The following is a 16,183-nucleotide window of genomic DNA, read 5'->3' as shown; positions in this document are numbered from 1 at the left end:
GTTGAAGTGAACTACTTTTTCGATTGTATTAATTGCTTTAAGGCATCTAACTGGCTTTGCAAATCGGCGAGTTTATTGTTTTGGTCTTCTACCTTTTTATTTAATTCCTGCACTGCTTTTACCAGTGGTACAACAAACGATTCGTAGCTGAGGCCGTAATGTTCCTGGTTTGTTTGGGGTTTACTGATGCCGCTGAAATTGTATCCGCACGCCATGGCGGCTTTTTCAACTTCCTGCGCAATAAAACCGCTGCGGCGCATCATAGTGGCTTCGTCATAGGTAGCCCATTGTACATCCTTGTTTGTTGAAGCATTTGTTTGTTGCGCATCGAACCGTTTAACATCAAACTGGTAGGTAACGGGGCGCAGGCGGTTAATAAAGTCAAGTCCTTTTACATCTTCCTGCACATTGAATTTAAAGCGTCCGTCGGATGGAGTGGTAAAGGGCACCTGTCCTTCAATTACGGTAACGGCGCTGTTGCCAATGCGTACTTTGTTAGATGCATTCGCAATGGCCCCTGCACCTAAAGCAGTAGCGTTGTTAAGAGTATAACCACCTACATCGGCGCCGGCGCCTATTGCGGTATTATTCGAACCTAATCCGTTCGAGTACAATGCGCGATTGCCTACAGCCGTATTATAATACCCATTGCTGTTGATAGCTAAAGAAAAGGAACCTATGGCCGTATTGTAACTTCCTGCCGTATCGCCGTACATAGCCGAAAATCCGATGGCTGTATTATGATTTCCGACGGTACTGTATAATAAAGAAGAGTTCCCATTGGCTGTATTATAACTTCCTGTTGTATTCGTATATAGCGCAGCGCGGCCGGTACCTGTATTGGCGGTACCGGTTGTATTATACAGCATGGCAAAAAAGCCGGTTGCGGTATTGCCTGAGCCTGTAGTATTTTTTACAAGTGAATAGTTACCGATCGTGGTATTGGCCATACCGGTGGTATTGGCATTGCCGGCGAAGTAACCCCAAGATACCAATTGCGAGTCGACAGGAATGTGGCCTGCAACCGTATTGCCCACCTTTACTGTAAATGGCTGGTAATCGGTAGTGCCAATAAAATTGCTGCTGTTGGTGCTACTGTTGCCATTAAGTGACCAGGCGCCTGTACCTGCTGTAAGGTTTTGCCAGGCTGTACCGTTGTAAAACCAGAACGAATTGGTGCTGGTATCGTATACCAATAATCCTTGTGAGGCGGGCATTGCCTGCCGGGTTGCAGAGCTGATGCGTGGAATGAGTATTCCTTTGTTGGCCGATTTAATGTCGAGTATGGCATTGGAATCGGGTAAAGAACCATCGGTGTTGATGGCTACGTTTTGTGCATAGGCGCGCGCAAAGAGCTGTGTTGCTACAAATGCAAGTAGCAACATACGATTTGTTTTCATACGTATTGATCCGTTTTTTACGGGGGTTAAAAAATAATATGTAAAGGGCTGTTATTGTATGTCTATTTCCCGGCGAAGCGTTCCTTTGGCTGTTGAAATATGTAACGTGTAGGAACCTTTTGCCAGGTCGCTGAAAGTAACGCGGCCTTCTTTCAGGTCGCCCTGTTCAATAATGCGACCATTGATATCGGTTAAACGGTAATTTTCACTGGCGCCATGTTGCAGCCATACGGTTACAGTGCCGCTTTCGGTAATATACCAGCTTAACATATTGCTTTGTTTATCGTATACCTTTTCGGAAGAGGCAGTTAATGCCTGAATAAGTTTTTTCATAACAGGTAATCAGATTTTTTTACAAATCATAAATGTTTAATACATGAAGGTCTGATCAATTTCCTGGATGATCTTTTTGCAGGGAGGGTTATTGCTGTTACAAAAAAGCAGAAGAGATGCGCGTTGATCTTTGTAGTTGTAGGTTCATAGTCTTTCGGTTTAGGTACAGAAATGGTTCGAAAAGGTTTTAACTGGTTGCTGATTCGGTATACAAGATAGCAGCAAATACTGATTGATCATAATTTTGCGTATGCTATTTATCAATTGTTACCACTTAGTTGTATACATGCTGATATCTTAATCTTTTTATATAGAAAAAACAACCGTGTAATAATTGTATGACAAACAGCAAACTGTCTTCCCGCGAAGACAGTTTGCCTAATGACACCGGCGTAGAACTTCATCAGAGCATTAGCCTTCGCCTGAACAGTACGGTAACATGGGTGTTAGCCGACTATGTTTACAGGACAAAAGAAAGATAATTATGTATACGGCTAATTAGCATTTAGCCTGCGGCAGCTTTTGGCTAATGAGTGGAATTGTTTGAGGCGTTAGTGGGATCAGCCAGCTATACTTTTCTTTTTATATGAAGAATTACTGTAGTGCCTGCAGGTTGTTTATACTCATCATACAGATCGATCATTTCAACCGCCTGCATTTCGGACAAGTTGTTAAATTCTTTTATACGTCGCCGGGTAATATCTACTCCTTTCGAAGTATTGGCCGGCCGTTTTGTTTTTTGCGAAGCTGCCTGTTGCCGGCCAATACCGTTATCGGTAATTTCAACAATCAGCCAGTCGTTATCGATATGCAAAACTATACGTAGCAGTTTTTCTCCTTTCTTACGACTTAAGCCATGCCATAATGCATTTTCGACGAATGGCTGCAATACCAGCGGCGGTATTCCATCTTCATTGATATCGATGTTTGCATCCCAGGAGATATGATATTTCACCGGAACATTCAATCGTAATTGTTCCAGCTGAATATATAACTCCAGTGCTTTCAACTCTTCGGCCAGTGAAATGCAGGTTTGTTCAGAATGGTTCAATACTTGTCTTAACAGGCGGCCGAATTTGCTGATATAGGTCGAAGCGCTTTCGGTTTCATTGTCCAGCACCAGCGCCTGAATCGAGTTCAGCGCATTGTAAATAAAATGCGGGTTCATTTGTAAGCGCAATGCTTTTAATTCAAGCTCACGCATTTGTTGTTTTATTTCGGCCTTTTTGCGAACCCGTTTTATGCGATACTGAAAAAGAAATCCAACTGCTAAAATGGCAAGCACTGTTACTGCCACCCGAAACCACCAGGTTTGCCACCAGGGTTTTTTAATCAAAAAAGTGAAAAGGGCTGGCTGTCCCCAGGCAGTATTCGATTTACGCGCACGTACTTTAAAATGATATTCGCCCGGTGGCAATTTTACAAATGAAACGGAATTGTTTTTTGTAACGGGGCTCCAGTTGCTGCCGGCGCCGGCTAACTGGTACGAATATTCAAGACCTGATGTGCCGCTGTAGCAGGGCGCCCTGAATGATATGCTTAGGTTATTGAGATAATGGGGTAATGTTACATAATGGGGTAGTTGCCGATAACCAAATAACGAATCGGTAAAAGCATTCCATACGGTTGGTTGCAGGTTCAGTTGTACCTCTTCAATGCTAACAGCAGGCGGCAGGTTGTTGAATTGTATCAGCCGGGGATTGAACCGGTATACGGCGTTCGGAAAATTCATCCATATATAACCGGCCGCATCTGTCATTAACCGGCTTCCCAGCCACTGGTTGCCTGTAATGCCTATTTCTTCACTTAACCGGTGTACCACAGGCTTGTTTGTAGTTGTTTTGTCGGCTTCTATAACTACAAGGCCCGAACTGGTAACCGCCCATAACCGGTTATACATGTCTGTTGTAATTGAATGAACCGCATCGTTGGGTAAACCCTGTTGCCGGGTGATACGCAATTCTTTTACAGGCACCTGGTCGTTATTCCAATGGTATCTGAAAAGGCCGCCGTTTGATGCAAGCCAGAATTTTCCCGATGATTCTGTAAAAAAACTCAACTGAGAACCCGATCCCCTGAAGCCTATGGCGGCAGAAACATCCTGCACATGGTTAGCGGTATCTATTAAATAAAACTGGTAAGCTGCATTAACCGCCAGTACTTTACCATTGCTGAATGCATGAATAGTGTGCGGTTGAATGATGTATTGGCGGGTATCGGCACTTATTAAAGGATGCAATCCCGATTCATCGCCACATAATAATGTGTCGGTATTTACATATACTTTATTATTTACATCATTGTGTGTTATGCGCAGGTAGTAATGGCATTTGCGATGGTCGATGAGCGCGCTAACGTCGTTTAAAACATAATCTTTTAAGAAGTATATTTTTTTGTCGCGCATTACCACCCAGGTATTGCCTTTGTTATCGCGGCACCACGAATCGGCTACGTTATCGCGAAAGCCGGTAATTGACTTTTGGGGCGAATAACTAACCGGTAATGCTAAAAATGTCCCGTTTTTATATTGCAGTATGCCGCTGCCAGTGCATATAATACCGGGGGTATCGGCAATAGTAAGCAGGTTTCGGATGTCGTTTATCAATGGGTTTTCAACTCCGGTAAATACGTTGTATGATACGTCGGTAACGCGTAATAGTCCATCAAGACAGGCTACCCATATGTTACCCTCACGGTCTTCGTATATGCCCGATACCAGATTAAAAGCCACTGGAATAGTGTCGGTAAAGGTTTGGGTATTGCCTTTGGATGAAACCATCAGCCCGTCTTCTTCGGTGCTTACCCAAAAGCGGTTACGCGAATCGCAGAAATAACTGCCTATATTTTTGTTGTGCAAAGCCTGCTGAAATAACGGAATGCTATCATGCTGTTGAAGCAGCAATAGTTTATCCGGCATCATACTCAGGTATACTTTATTGCGCGACTTTCTCAATGTAATAAAGTAAGGTACGTCGTGGGGATATCTGCCTTTTATGCTGAACCGGCCCTGGTTGTTTTGTGTTATCAGAAAATCGCCGTAATTGATGATGCGTCCTGTATCGGTTTCAATGATATCACGAATATGATGGTTTTCGAGGCCGGGATATAGTTTTACCTTTTCCCATTGCCGGTTCCGGAACCGGTATATTCCTTTATCGGTATAGGCACGCAACTCATTGCCCGATTCTCCTATGTAAAAAACATATAAAATGTTCAGGCTGTCATTCACCGGGTACCTGATGCATTTGCGACCCCTGATCTCAACTACTCCTCTTCGGGTACCGGCCCACATTCTTTTATGGCTGTCTTCATATATTACATCGATCCGTAAATCAGGTAGCCCCTGATCATAACCGTAATTCAAAAATTCTTTTCCGTCGAACCGGCTGAGGCCATTTATGGTACCTAGCCATAAAAAGCCCTGGCTATCCTGAAACATTCCTAAAACATAAGAATCGGCCAGGCCATCGTTTACGGTATATTTCTGAATATAAAAATGCTGGCACATGGCACGGTTGATGAAGCACCCCGCCATAAACAAAAGGATTAGGCCGCTATTTAATACCGGGCGAAAAATAAAATTACCCTTTAAACAAATTGAGAAAACTGGTTTTATTCCGTCGGGCTATTTCAACTTCATGGCCATTGCTCATGACAGCCACGCCTCCTTCACCCCGGCGATAAAATGTTATATGTTGCAGGTTGATAAGATATGACTTATGAGCGCGAAAGAAAAACTGGTTGTTCAGTAGTTCTTCATATAATTTCAGCGTGTGGCTGCTGGTGATCACCTGGCCGTTAGCCATATGTATTTCGGTATAATTACTTTGGCCCTGGCAATACACTATATCCTGGGCGTTAATAAACAATAACCCTTCGGGAGTAGGCACCGCAATTTTATTCAGGGTCTTAGGCGCAGAGTTAGTGTCTGTCAGCTGCTGAAACAACAATTTCACCTGTTCGGTAGTGGATGATTGCTGTAGTTTTATTTTTGATATGGCGCGTTGCATAGCGGTTTGCAACTCGGCAGGGTCAATAGGTTTTACAAGATAATCAATAGCGCTGTACCTGAAAGCCTTTACAGCATATTCTTCATGCGCGGTAGTAAAGATCACTTCAAAATCGGTTGCCGGCAAACGGTCAAGTATATCAAAGCCGGTAAGGTGTTGCATGCGTACATCCAGAAAAACTATTTGTGGCTGCAACAGTTGAATGCTTTCAACAGCTTCGGGTACGGTTCCCGCCTGTCCTGCAATTTGTATACCTGTAAAATAGCGGCTTAGTAATTTAACAATAACCAGCCTGCTTTGGTATTCATCGTCGGCAATAAATACGCTTATGGTTTTTTCCATTGAATAAGATTATTGATAGGTAGGTGCAAAGTAATAGGGTATTGCTGAATAAGCCGTTAAGTTTTTTAAACAGTAATTGACATGTTGATGCGGTAAAAAGTAAGGAGCCCGAATAATAAATAGTTGATTGCGGAATGTAAAGCGAGTATCTGTTTAATAATCAAGGCTGTTTCGATACGCATAAGTAATGCTGATAATATATATGCGGGCCGTTAAATAAATACGGCAATTGTGAATGGTCAATGGTGAATGGTGAATGGTCAATGGTCAATCGTATTCCGATGCAATTGGATCGAATAGTAAGTTAGTAGCATATGCCTTTCAAAACGAAGGTTTCTGCAACAGGGAAAATAAAAGGCTAAGGGCATATTGTTGTAATCGCCTTTCAAAACGAAGGCTTCTACAAACTGTAGTAAGTATATTACAATATTCCTGAGCATTTGCCGGCACCTTTCAAAACGAAGGCTTCAGCAAATTGTTTCATAATAAGGCTAAGGGGATGTTGTGCTCACCCTGCAAACGCGGGCTTCTACAACCAGGTATCCCTTTAATCATCTAACGATTGAAAGTTGCAATCATCCTTCATGGTTTGCGCAGATTGCTGCTCCATAAGGATTGTTTCAATCGCAAAAAGTTTATACAGTTTCCAGAGTATGTATCATTACGCTGTATTGTTCAATGGTTGCAGCAGCTATTTTTTCAATAATGCCGTAGCCTTTGGTATGGCTGTTGTGATCGTTGTTAATGCAGGTCCATTCATCGGCCGAAAGCCTGTACTGCTGGTTATTTATATAAGGGAACCGGTTATATAAAAATGCGGTGCGAACTGCATTTAGTTCGTTCTGTATATTTTCATTGCCGGCATCAAATCGGGCAAAATAATATGCGAGGTACCGCCTGTGTTGCTGAACGCCATTTGCATAAAAGAACGATGAAGCCTGATGGCCATGTTTTTCAAACAGCTTTGTTTCAAACTCAGCTGTTATTTCCAGTACGGCCAGCCGTTGCCGGTCGTATTGCTGTAATTCGTTTACTGTAATTTGTTTGCTTAGGATTATGTTGCCGCTGTTACCGGGTTCAAAGTAAAAGCACAGGTTATTCAGCCGGTTGTCTTTTATTAATTTTCTTACCTGGCTGCTGTTACTGATGGTGCCCGGTCTATCCAGAATAGTTACCTCACCTTGCTGTATGCGTCGGTTATTGTGTTTTTCAAATTCTCCGGTATCGGTCACTTTATAAAAAGGATGTGTAACAACAATGCCATTGGCAGGCCGGTAATGTAAAATACTTTTACTACCGGCAGCATCGTTCGGTGCGGTAACCTGTTGCAAAAGCAATGCATTGGCTGTTGTTAGCGGCAAACCGTTGCTGGTGTTTAACAAATTGAATGAAGGGTTGCCGGCCATTTTTTTAATACACAAAAACAACAGCTTATCCTGCACTTCGGCAAGCCTGAGGTATTGTTCATTTTCTTTGCAATGGGCATATGCCCTGGCTTTGAGTTCGGCACTTTTCAGGGTATCGTCGATACAGGCTACTACTTTGGTGATTATTTTACGGGGAATTTCAAAATCTTTAAACCGTATCACCTGTATCTTTTTTACCGCCGGATATTTATTTCCAAACTTATCAACAACAAGCCTGGCTATAGCCCTCAGATCGCGGTAATCCCTTACTTCTTTTTTGAACTCCTGTATTTCCTTTTCTGCTTCCTGCCTTTGTTGGGCCAGCATATTTTTATCTCTGATGGTTGCATTTTTTACCGCTTCCCATTTGGCTGCTCTTACTTCAGTAGTATAGTATCCGTTCCATCCGTCTTTTTCAAATGGCTCTTTAAATACATCGTATTGCCTGGGCCAGCAATAAAAGTTTTGCGCGGCATCATTGCATTCATAATTAAAATAATAATTTATTAAATGAATGGCGTTGCCGGTGGTTTCGTATTGTTGTACGTAATCTTTCATGGCAGCCGATCCGTGTTGCTTAAAGTGTTTTATGGCTGCATCGTAAAACAATCCCCGGGGCAGGTTGCAGGCATGGTACACTGTATTGTTTGCGTTTAAGTAGGTATCTGCCAGATTAATTATATCGTACTCTGATTCTTTTATTTTCAGAAAATGATAATCAGCATAGCTTTTTTCTTTCAGGCATTTTTCGAGCCAGCTAATTTTTTCGGCAAAGTATCCTTTGTAAAATCTGGTGAGGCTGCCATATTCCTGCAACTGTAGGTTCTGTAAAAAAGGATGTGCATTGGGCGAATCGGTTAACCGGCATGCTTTGAACAGAGAATCTAACGCATGTTTGTGTTCGGCAAAATAAGCCAAACGACTTTGCAGCAACCTGAAGGCGGTGCTGTTGGGTTTTGAAGACGGAATATTATTGCCATCCTTATCTTTCAGCGGCGGTTGCAGTAACAACATGTCTGTAGCCAGTGTTTTGGCCAGTTTGCCAACAAGTATTTTTCTGAAACTTTTTTTACCGGGCTTGATCTCTTCTTTTTCGCGCAGCTCTAACGAATGAATTGCCTGCCGGCACTCACCGATCATGGTTTGAAGGCGGCTGACTGCTTTTTCATGAGCAACAGTATCGGTTGCAGGCGCAATACCCAATAAATAGTTCAACACTTTTTCAGGGATATAAGCGGGTTTAAGGGTGTAGGTATGCAGCAGGTCCATAACCCCTTTCCACCGGTTATTATATTCCGCATTGCCTCTGGTAAGAATTTCCTGTTGTGCAGGTTTGCGTATTAAAGTACCGGCTACTGGCTGTATAGTTCCTGCTTTTATGCTGGTGAAGAAATGTTTTATACCTGCTATATGGTCGGCAATTACTTTTTCGGCGCTTATATCATGTTGAATCAGTTCATAAAAAAGCAATGCCGGTAATTCGAATACGCTTAACCAGGCAAATGGTTTTTGCGAATCGTCATTTTTGATATACCTGTTGGGATATGATTTTTGTCCGTTGGTAGATGCTGTTTGTAACGAAGGCCAGTAAGCATCTGCATGGTCCTGCCATGTAAGCGGTATAAGGTTGTTTTCGGTATGATAATGTGGCCATGCTTCTACAATATAGGGTTGCAAACAGTCAGGCTCTTTTTCATTGGCATCAATAAATAATTCTCGGTAAGCGGCCGGTCTTTTTTCTTTTTCAAAATCTTCCAGTCGTCCATAACCGGTCAATCGTTTCGTAAGCTCACGGGTTGCGGGAATGCCGGCAATTGTTTTTGGATAAATGCTGTAATAATAATAGCCGAGATCAACGCCAAATCGCATGTGTTGAAAAGCCTGGGTAATATCTAAAAAGCGCTGAGCGAAAAAAGTAAAACGGTTATTCTTTCTAACCATTTTTGTTTCAGGTACCGGATAGTTCTCTACGGTATCAACGCTTTCATTGCGTTGCGCTGTAATGAATAATTTTTGTTTATCGGGATGCAGGGTTTCAAACAATTCTTTGGGCGCCTTTGCCAGCTCGTTACACATATCGGTAAATAATGTGCTAATGCCATTGTCGATGTTGAACCGCTCAATAGGAGCCTGTAAATTATTTATACAAAATGTATCGAAAGTTGCTTTGAGCGAGCGACCGTTACCCGATTGAAAACCGTTGATCCTCTGTAGAAAGGAGTATGCCTCGCCGGTGCTTAAAAACAGACAGGTAAAAAATGCCAGTCCACAGGTGGTAAATGCCGATCTGTTTTCTTTTTTATTGAAATAAAATTTAAAGGCGGGGTTGGAGATTACTTTAAGGGGTTTTCCCTGATTATCTGTAAGAGTTCTGTCGTAGTTGGCTATATACCTTCGCAGGTGATTGCTTTCTCTTTCATCGAGGTTCAGTTTTCGCTTAACAATTCTGGTATTAATATCAAATGCATCGTTCAGCCAGTAAAAAAGTTGCTGATCAATATGAAGCTCTCCGTTACCGGTAAAATGCAAATAATGCGCACGGGCATCATGCAATACCTGTACCAGCCGTTTTAAAATAGCGGCATAGCCGGTTGCGGAGGCGCTGAGATTGCGGGGCGTTTGTGCGGGCCTTTTTTCGCCGGGCATAAACCGAAAGTGCATGCCAAACAAAAAAGGAAAGTGCTTTTCATAATATGCCATTGCCTTTTGCACTTCATCAGGCGTGGCATTTGTGTCGGTTAATATAGTGATTGCCCTTGTTCTTAACAGGTGGTGCTCGTCTTCGGTAGTTTCACTTCCCAGTTTTTTACTTAGATCGTTCAGGGTAATTGTAATATTATGTTGCGCCTGCGTTAGGTATGCTCCAAAATACCAGGGAGCATTTGTTAGGGCAAAATAATTTTTTTCTGCCAGTGACTTTACAGCCGGTAGCATAACAAAAGGGTTATTGGTTAATGAATTGACCGTATTAAACAGTACAATGAAATAACGAAATCATCAATGGAAGCACCGCAAGCTTCATAAGCAGGTTTAAAAAGGAACAAGGAATAAAAAAGAATGATACCGCTTGAGTTGCAGGGTATTGCACGGGTGTGTTTGGTTGGAAGAATTTAGGTTACCCCTGGGTGGGTAGATATTATAATTAAAATTAATGAATAGCCGTGAATTTTAATCAGAATGGCAAAATAAAATTGTAAATTTTTTTGGGGCGATGGATCAATTAAGGGCTACCCCTTAGCCTTCGCATAGCTGCGAGGTTAGTGATTACTGTAAAGTGATAAATATTCGCTTGCGGGGCGATTTAACGTACAGTGTGGGGAAATAGATTACATGTTCAGCGAAATAGTGCACATTGCCTTCGATGTAGAGCACATTGCCCTCGATGTAGATAACATGACCGGCGAAATTGATAACATTGCCCGCGAAATGGCGCACATTGCCTTCGATGTAGAGCACATTGCCATCGATGTAGATAACATGACCGGCGAAACAGATAACATTTTCTTTGAAATAGCGCGTATTTTAAAAAATGTGCTTTATTTCTTTGCGTTGTGTGTCAACTTTTAAATTTTTGTTTACAACATTGCCGGCTTGTGTGCATACTTTGAAGCCAATGTGCACTACAATGCCGGCCGTCGTTCAAACAATGCAGCTTTGCGTTCAAACAATACCGCCCGGCGTTCCTGCATTCCAATTTTTGTGCGCTACATTGATGCAAATATTTGCTACAATTTTGATTTGTGTACTACAAAGCACTTTTGTGTTTAAACAATGCTGGTTTGCATGTAAACATCCCTAACGGCAAAGTCCCGCAGGGGTGGCGGGACTTTGATTTTGAAACAACCGGTAACTTTGATGAACTATATTTTGGTATAGATAACCCCTAATTTATCAACCTCGTCGCCCGAATTACCATAAAAACCGCTAACCTTATAACCGGCAGCAGCGGTATACGTTATGGTGTTCGATGTTTGTGATCCGGCAGAAAGTGTACGGCCGGTGCTGGTTGTGATCTTTATATAAAAGATGCGGGTATGGCCATTGTATTCGCCCGAGTTTAATGTAACGGCCGAAATATATTCTCCGCTTTGCAGTGTTAACGACTTCGCTGTTCCGCCGGTACCACCATGTGTGAGCGTGGTGCCGTTTGTAAGGGTCACTCCAACATTGTCAATACGGCTGCCGCCTCTGATTGTGATCACCGAAGGAGCGCTGGTAGCGGTAAGGGTTTCCAGATCATTAAACGGGGTTCCGTGCGGACCGCCGAATAAATCACTCATTTTGAAATCGTCCTGCAACGAATAAGAAAAGTCAAGGGAAAGAGGCAAATGGTCCGACAATTGTTGTCCCTGATCATTTACAAATGAATGCACCATCTGGTAATTCGAAGGGGTAAGCTGAATGTATTTATTGCTGCGGTAAAAAATTTTGTCTACCACCTCGCAATCATTGGTTTCATTGGGAAAGTCACATGCAATGGCCGGATCGCCCAGTTTGGGAACGGAGCCATTTCTGATGAGGTTTATCCAGGGATCGGTGAGTCCGTTCACGTTTGTTAATAATCGCAGGTTATTATCTCTGGTATAGCGGGCGTTCATATCGCCCATTACTACTACAGCATTTCCTTTTGAATTGGCGGCGATATAATTTGATATCTGCAAAAAATTGTCGGCCCGTGCTGCAATAGAAGCATCGTCCGATTCGGCATTGGTATGCAGGTTATAAAAATCGATATAAACACCTTCGGCCATTCTTACCCGGCAAAATGTAAAGCCTTTGGGTGTTAATGCGTTTTCATTAATACGTGTGTTCCAGGTAATACGGCTAAAATCGGTGAACGGAAAATATGACAATGAGTTCAGTCCATCGCCAATGCCTGCACCGCCGCTCGTCGATGACCGGTAGGGGTGGGCATTACCATTGTCGTACAGGTATGCATGGTAGTTAAAGTCTTCCTGTACATGCACGATGCTCCAGGCATTGATGAGTTTTCCTATTTGTGCGCTGCTTACATCTCTTGGGGTAGTGGCGCTTGAAAGAATTTGCGGCAATCCCGCTACGTTGTAGGTAAGCACCGAAAAATTGGCGCCTGTCACCAGCCGGTTAGTGGCGCCGGCAGATGTAGTTGTAACCGGTTTGACTTCGCCGGGTTGCTGTTGCTCCTGTTGTTGTTTGGTGCAACCGCCTGTGAAAAGAGCTACTGCAAGGGATAAGATGGCACCTGCAATGCGCATTTGATTTTTTTTCATAAAGATTGTTTTGTGTCTGATTTGTTGGGTGATACATTTAGCGCGCAATGATACAAATGCAGGTGGTAGCTTTTGCCACTTAATAGTTAGTTAATGAAAAGATTACTTTAACAATGGAGTATTGTTGTACATATAGGTGTGCGCGTTGCACGGGGTATGATGCCTGAAACAATATGTATACAAAAGGCGTGAAAACAACCTCACCCCGAACCCCTCTCCTTCAGGAGAGGGGCTGGGGGTGAGTATTTGCGCCGTCGCGCTTTTACAACTATTTATGAATGAATATTATTATCTATACATTTCTTAACGCTTCAATTTCCTTAACTGCTTTTGGCAAATCTTTACCCAGCTTTTTGCTGCCGGTATCAGTGATCAGGTAATTATCTTCAATGCGTATGCCGCCAAAAGAACGGTAGTCGTTGAGCAATTCATAATTGATAAAGGAAGCGTGTTTGTTTTCGGCCTTCCAGCGATCGATCAGTTCGGGAATGATATAAACACCGGGTTCAACAGTGAGTGTAAAACCGGCTTTGAGCGCTTTGCCGAGGCGAAGTGATTTCCAACCGAATTCTTTGCTTTTTTTCAGCTGGTCGTCGTAACCAACATATTGCTCGCCGAGGTCTTCCATATCATGTACATCCAGGCCAATCATATGACCAAGACCGCATTGAAAGAACATGGTATGCGCGCCTGCGGCTACTGCTTCGGGTGCATTGCCTTTCATTAATCCAACGGCTGTTAATCCTTCAACCAGTTTAATGCTGGCCTGTGTATGCACTTCTTTAAACTGAATGCCGGGTTTCAATAACGAAGCGGCATGATCGAGCGAGCGTAACACCACTTCGTAAATGTCGCGCTGGCGGCTGGTAAACTGTTTGCCAACCGGAAAAGTTCTGGTAAGATCGCCCGCATAATGCATATGGGTTTCGGCGCCTGCATCTACCAGTACCATGTGCCCTTCATTAATAGTATTGCCATGATAATGGTTGTGTAGTGTTTGTCCGTTAATGGTCAAAATGGTGGGGTACGAAAGCCGGCCCCAGGCGCCTGCTGCAATGGCTTCGGTGTGCGCAGCCAGCTCATATTCTTTCATACCGGGGCGTGCATTTTTTATTACGGCCAGATGCATATCGGCAGTAACAGAAACGGCTTTATCCATTTCTTCCACTTCGCGGGCTTCCTTGATTTCGCGTTGTGCAACAATGGCGCGGATCAATGGTTCTGAAACAAATTGCTGCAACTGGTCAATGGGTGTGTTCAGCCATGTAGCCAGCTTTATTTTGTTCTCGGGGCGGTAAGGAGGTATTATATGTATCGGTCTTTTTGATGCGCCGGCCTTATTGAGCAGGCCTGCCAACTGAGCAAGGTTGCCACTATCTGTTATACCCACTGCTTCGGCCAGTTCCTGCACCTGGGGTTGAGGGCCCGTCCAGATAATATCATCGATAGAGGCGTTTTCGCCAAAAAGGATTTCTTTGTTTTCGTCAAGGTCAATCACGGCGGCCAGTCCGGGTAGGTCGATGCCTATATAATATAAAAAAGTGCTGTCCTGCCTGAAAGGAAAGCAATTATCCCTGTAGTTCATGCTGCTTTCTTCGTTGCCCAACAGCAGCACAAGGCCGGTAGAAATATTTTTCTTTAAATGTTGCCTGCGTTGCATGTATACCTGCCGGTCGAATATTTGTAATTCCATGTCATGTAGTTTAAAAAGAGGGTACAAGTTAAGGGATTTTAGCGGCGCCAGCGCCGTAGATGCAGTAGCGCTAAGAGATTAAAGGTTCTCTTTTTACTCTTATAGCTCTTAGCTAAAAAAAGAGCCATCCTGTAGAAACAAGACGGCGTTGTTGATCGTACCCTTAAAAACTATCTTTAATTCGATGACTTTACGATCGTTTGCATACACATTTCCTTTCCACTGATTGCCTTTACAAAGTACATGCCTGCAGGTATTTCGCGCATGGTGATCGTGGCTGATAAACCAGCCTGTTGTATGGTAAATGATTTTATAACTGATCCGTTTACATTCAATAGCTGACAGTTAACGGTTTTGTTTTGCCAGCTTTGCGGCAGCGATATGTGCAAATCGTTCACTACCGGGTTGGGGTAAGTATTTATTCGGGCCGATTCGTTGCTGTCTGCCATTCTAACCAGTTTTACATCAGAGTAGCTGTATTTACCGTCCTTGTCAATCATTTTCAACCGGTAGTAAATTACAGGGGCATCTGTATTTTTAATGGCATCCTGGTACAAATAGTTGTTAACTGTCTGCGACACTTCGGCCGGGAATATCAGGGCTGCCTGTTCATATGTTTCGTTATTATAGCTTCTTTCAATAATATAATGACTCACATTTTCTTCTTTAGTGGTGCTCCACGAAAGCGATACTTTATCATTCACCAGTTTGGCTGTGAAACTCAACAAATTCAGGGGTAATGTAATAGCCTGCAAATCACTGCCCCCGATATTAATGCTGAACAGGTCGTTGCCGTTCCATCCACTTGAACTCTGATAATACCCTACACGCATCGAAAAGCGGGTGGTAATCGGAGAACTGACTTTGAACATTTGCGTTGAATCGTTTTCATCAATCCCTTGTCCGCCGGCAGGACTTGAGCTGGTAGCCGTTCCTGAATACGTGGAGTCGGTTTGTGTAACAGCCACTTTGGGGGTGCTGCTTACGTATTGCCATGTGGCATTAGGTATAGTGATAGCATTGAATTCTGTTATCTGGTTGCTACCGTCGATACCCATAAATACGCTGCTGAAATTTGTAACCGGTGCAGGGTAGGTAGTACCTGCCGTTACAAAAGTAATAGTGAAAACAGCATAATGATATCCTTTACCACCCATAGAACTGAGCTGTGGTTGAAACGCCGTGGTAGAGCTTCCTGATGGAGTAGCATCTATACCGGAAACCGTAACGCCAATTAAACTATCTATTGAAACCAATGCATCTAAATGACCGCTGGCTGTTATCGATGAAAAACGGTAAACGCATCCAACCATTTGGTCGGTACCGGATACAATTGAAGGTGCATTGAAATTTAATGTTTGAGAATGTATATGGCTGCTACAGGTAAGCAAAAACGTTACGAAAGCAGCTTTCAAATAAGCAAACAAAGACAAACCGTTAGGGTACAAATGTTTCATACTTGTGGTTTAAGGGGTTAATCGAAAAAACACCACAGGCATTGGAATTATAAGGACTTTCTCAGGGGAAATTGGAATGACAGAGGAATCAGGTTGATGTTATCAACTTAACCTAAAAAAATTTTCTTTGGTTGGAGTGTGTGTTCGTAGGATTGGGCACGGTTCTGTAGGAGATTGGGAGATTGTATGAATGAAATTATTAATACAAAGATTAACATGAATTTTTAATTGTGCAAGTGTATTACGAAATTTTTTTATGGATGTTGATCGGGGATAAGTTGCCGTTAGGGTAA

The 16,183-nt window shown here is 43.0% G+C and carries 10 protein-coding genes; 2 read left to right on the top strand and 8 right to left on the bottom strand.

Annotated elements, in window-relative coordinates; genetic code table 11:
• Positions 1-11: 11 nt before the first annotated feature.
• Both AC59IL_RS20655 and AC59IL_RS20650 read right to left on the bottom strand, forming a co-directional pair.
• A complete protein-coding gene (locus AC59IL_RS20655; protein ID WP_496554091.1) occupies positions 12-1,400 on the bottom strand; it encodes a phage tail-like protein in 1,389 nt (462 codons plus the stop codon).
• Between the two features lie 51 nt (positions 1,401-1,451).
• Positions 1,452-1,733: a T9SS type A sorting domain-containing protein gene (locus AC59IL_RS20650; protein WP_496554090.1), complete on the bottom strand. Its 282-nt coding sequence runs from the start codon at positions 1,731-1,733 to the stop codon at positions 1,452-1,454.
• Between the two features lie 338 nt (positions 1,734-2,071).
• Here AC59IL_RS20650 and AC59IL_RS20645 point away from each other — a divergent pair, with 338 nt between their 5' ends.
• A complete protein-coding gene (locus tag AC59IL_RS20645; protein ID WP_496554089.1) occupies positions 2,072-2,215 on the top strand; it encodes a hypothetical protein in 144 nt (47 codons plus the stop codon).
• A gap of 86 nt (positions 2,216-2,301) precedes the next feature.
• Here AC59IL_RS20645 and AC59IL_RS20640 read toward each other — a convergent pair whose 3' ends face one another.
• The 3 genes from AC59IL_RS20640 to cas13b form a co-directional block, all read right to left on the bottom strand.
• Entirely contained in the window at positions 2,302-5,268 is a 2,967-nt protein-coding gene (locus tag AC59IL_RS20640) for a sensor histidine kinase (protein WP_496554088.1), read from the bottom strand.
• A 46-nt stretch (positions 5,269-5,314) separates the two neighbouring features.
• Positions 5,315-6,085: a LytR/AlgR family response regulator transcription factor gene (locus AC59IL_RS20635; protein WP_496554087.1), complete on the bottom strand. Its 771-nt coding sequence runs from the start codon at positions 6,083-6,085 to the stop codon at positions 5,315-5,317.
• Between the two features lie 635 nt (positions 6,086-6,720).
• Positions 6,721-10,425, bottom strand: a complete 3,705-nt coding sequence (gene cas13b, locus AC59IL_RS20630; RefSeq protein WP_496554086.1) for a type VI-B CRISPR-associated RNA-guided ribonuclease Cas13b — start codon at positions 10,423-10,425, stop codon at positions 6,721-6,723.
• Between the two features lie 396 nt (positions 10,426-10,821).
• Between cas13b and AC59IL_RS20625 the strand changes: the two genes are divergently transcribed.
• Positions 10,822-11,058: a hypothetical protein gene (locus tag AC59IL_RS20625; protein WP_496554085.1), complete on the top strand. Its 237-nt coding sequence runs from the start codon at positions 10,822-10,824 to the stop codon at positions 11,056-11,058.
• 293 nt (positions 11,059-11,351) lie between these two features.
• Here AC59IL_RS20625 and AC59IL_RS20620 read toward each other — a convergent pair whose 3' ends face one another.
• From AC59IL_RS20620 to AC59IL_RS20610, 3 genes are all read right to left on the bottom strand, one after another.
• Positions 11,352-12,740: a jacalin-like lectin gene (locus AC59IL_RS20620; protein WP_496554084.1), complete on the bottom strand. Its 1,389-nt coding sequence runs from the start codon at positions 12,738-12,740 to the stop codon at positions 11,352-11,354.
• A gap of 292 nt (positions 12,741-13,032) precedes the next feature.
• On the bottom strand, positions 13,033-14,433 hold the full coding sequence (locus tag AC59IL_RS20615; protein WP_496554083.1) for an aminopeptidase P family protein: 1,401 nt from the start codon (positions 14,431-14,433) through the stop codon (positions 13,033-13,035).
• Between the two features lie 176 nt (positions 14,434-14,609).
• Positions 14,610-15,890 carry a T9SS type A sorting domain-containing protein gene (locus AC59IL_RS20610; protein ID WP_496554082.1) on the bottom strand — a complete coding sequence of 427 codons (1,281 nt, stop codon included), beginning with the start codon at positions 15,888-15,890 and terminating at the stop codon, positions 14,610-14,612.
• Positions 15,891-16,183 lie beyond the last annotated feature (293 nt).

This window comes from Niastella sp. sgz303648, from assembly GCF_059587045.1.
The sequence above is the reverse complement of the archived record's forward strand: the minus strand, read 5'-3'. Positions and strand labels throughout refer to the sequence as shown.

Coding starts and splice junctions, on each gene's coding strand:
- AC59IL_RS20655 (WP_496554091.1), bottom strand. CDS start 1,400: ATGAAAACAAATCGTATGTTGCTACTTGCATTTGTAGCAACACAGCTC.
- AC59IL_RS20645 (WP_496554089.1), top strand. CDS start 2,072: ATGACAAACAGCAAACTGTCTTCCCGCGAAGACAGTTTGCCTAATGAC.
- AC59IL_RS20640 (WP_496554088.1), bottom strand. CDS start 5,268: ATGGCGGGGTGCTTCATCAACCGTGCCATGTGCCAGCATTTTTATATT.
- AC59IL_RS20635 (WP_496554087.1), bottom strand. CDS start 6,085: ATGGAAAAAACCATAAGCGTATTTATTGCCGACGATGAATACCAAAGC.
- AC59IL_RS20625 (WP_496554085.1), top strand. CDS start 10,822: ATGTTCAGCGAAATAGTGCACATTGCCTTCGATGTAGAGCACATTGCC.
- AC59IL_RS20620 (WP_496554084.1), bottom strand. CDS start 12,740: ATGAAAAAAAATCAAATGCGCATTGCAGGTGCCATCTTATCCCTTGCA.
- AC59IL_RS20610 (WP_496554082.1), bottom strand. CDS start 15,890: ATGAAACATTTGTACCCTAACGGTTTGTCTTTGTTTGCTTATTTGAAA.
- AC59IL_RS20650 (WP_496554090.1), bottom strand. CDS start 1,733: ATGAAAAAACTTATTCAGGCATTAACTGCCTCTTCCGAAAAGGTATAC.
- cas13b (WP_496554086.1), bottom strand. CDS start 10,425: ATGCTACCGGCTGTAAAGTCACTGGCAGAAAAAAATTATTTTGCCCTA.
- AC59IL_RS20615 (WP_496554083.1), bottom strand. CDS start 14,433: ATGGAATTACAAATATTCGACCGGCAGGTATACATGCAACGCAGGCAA.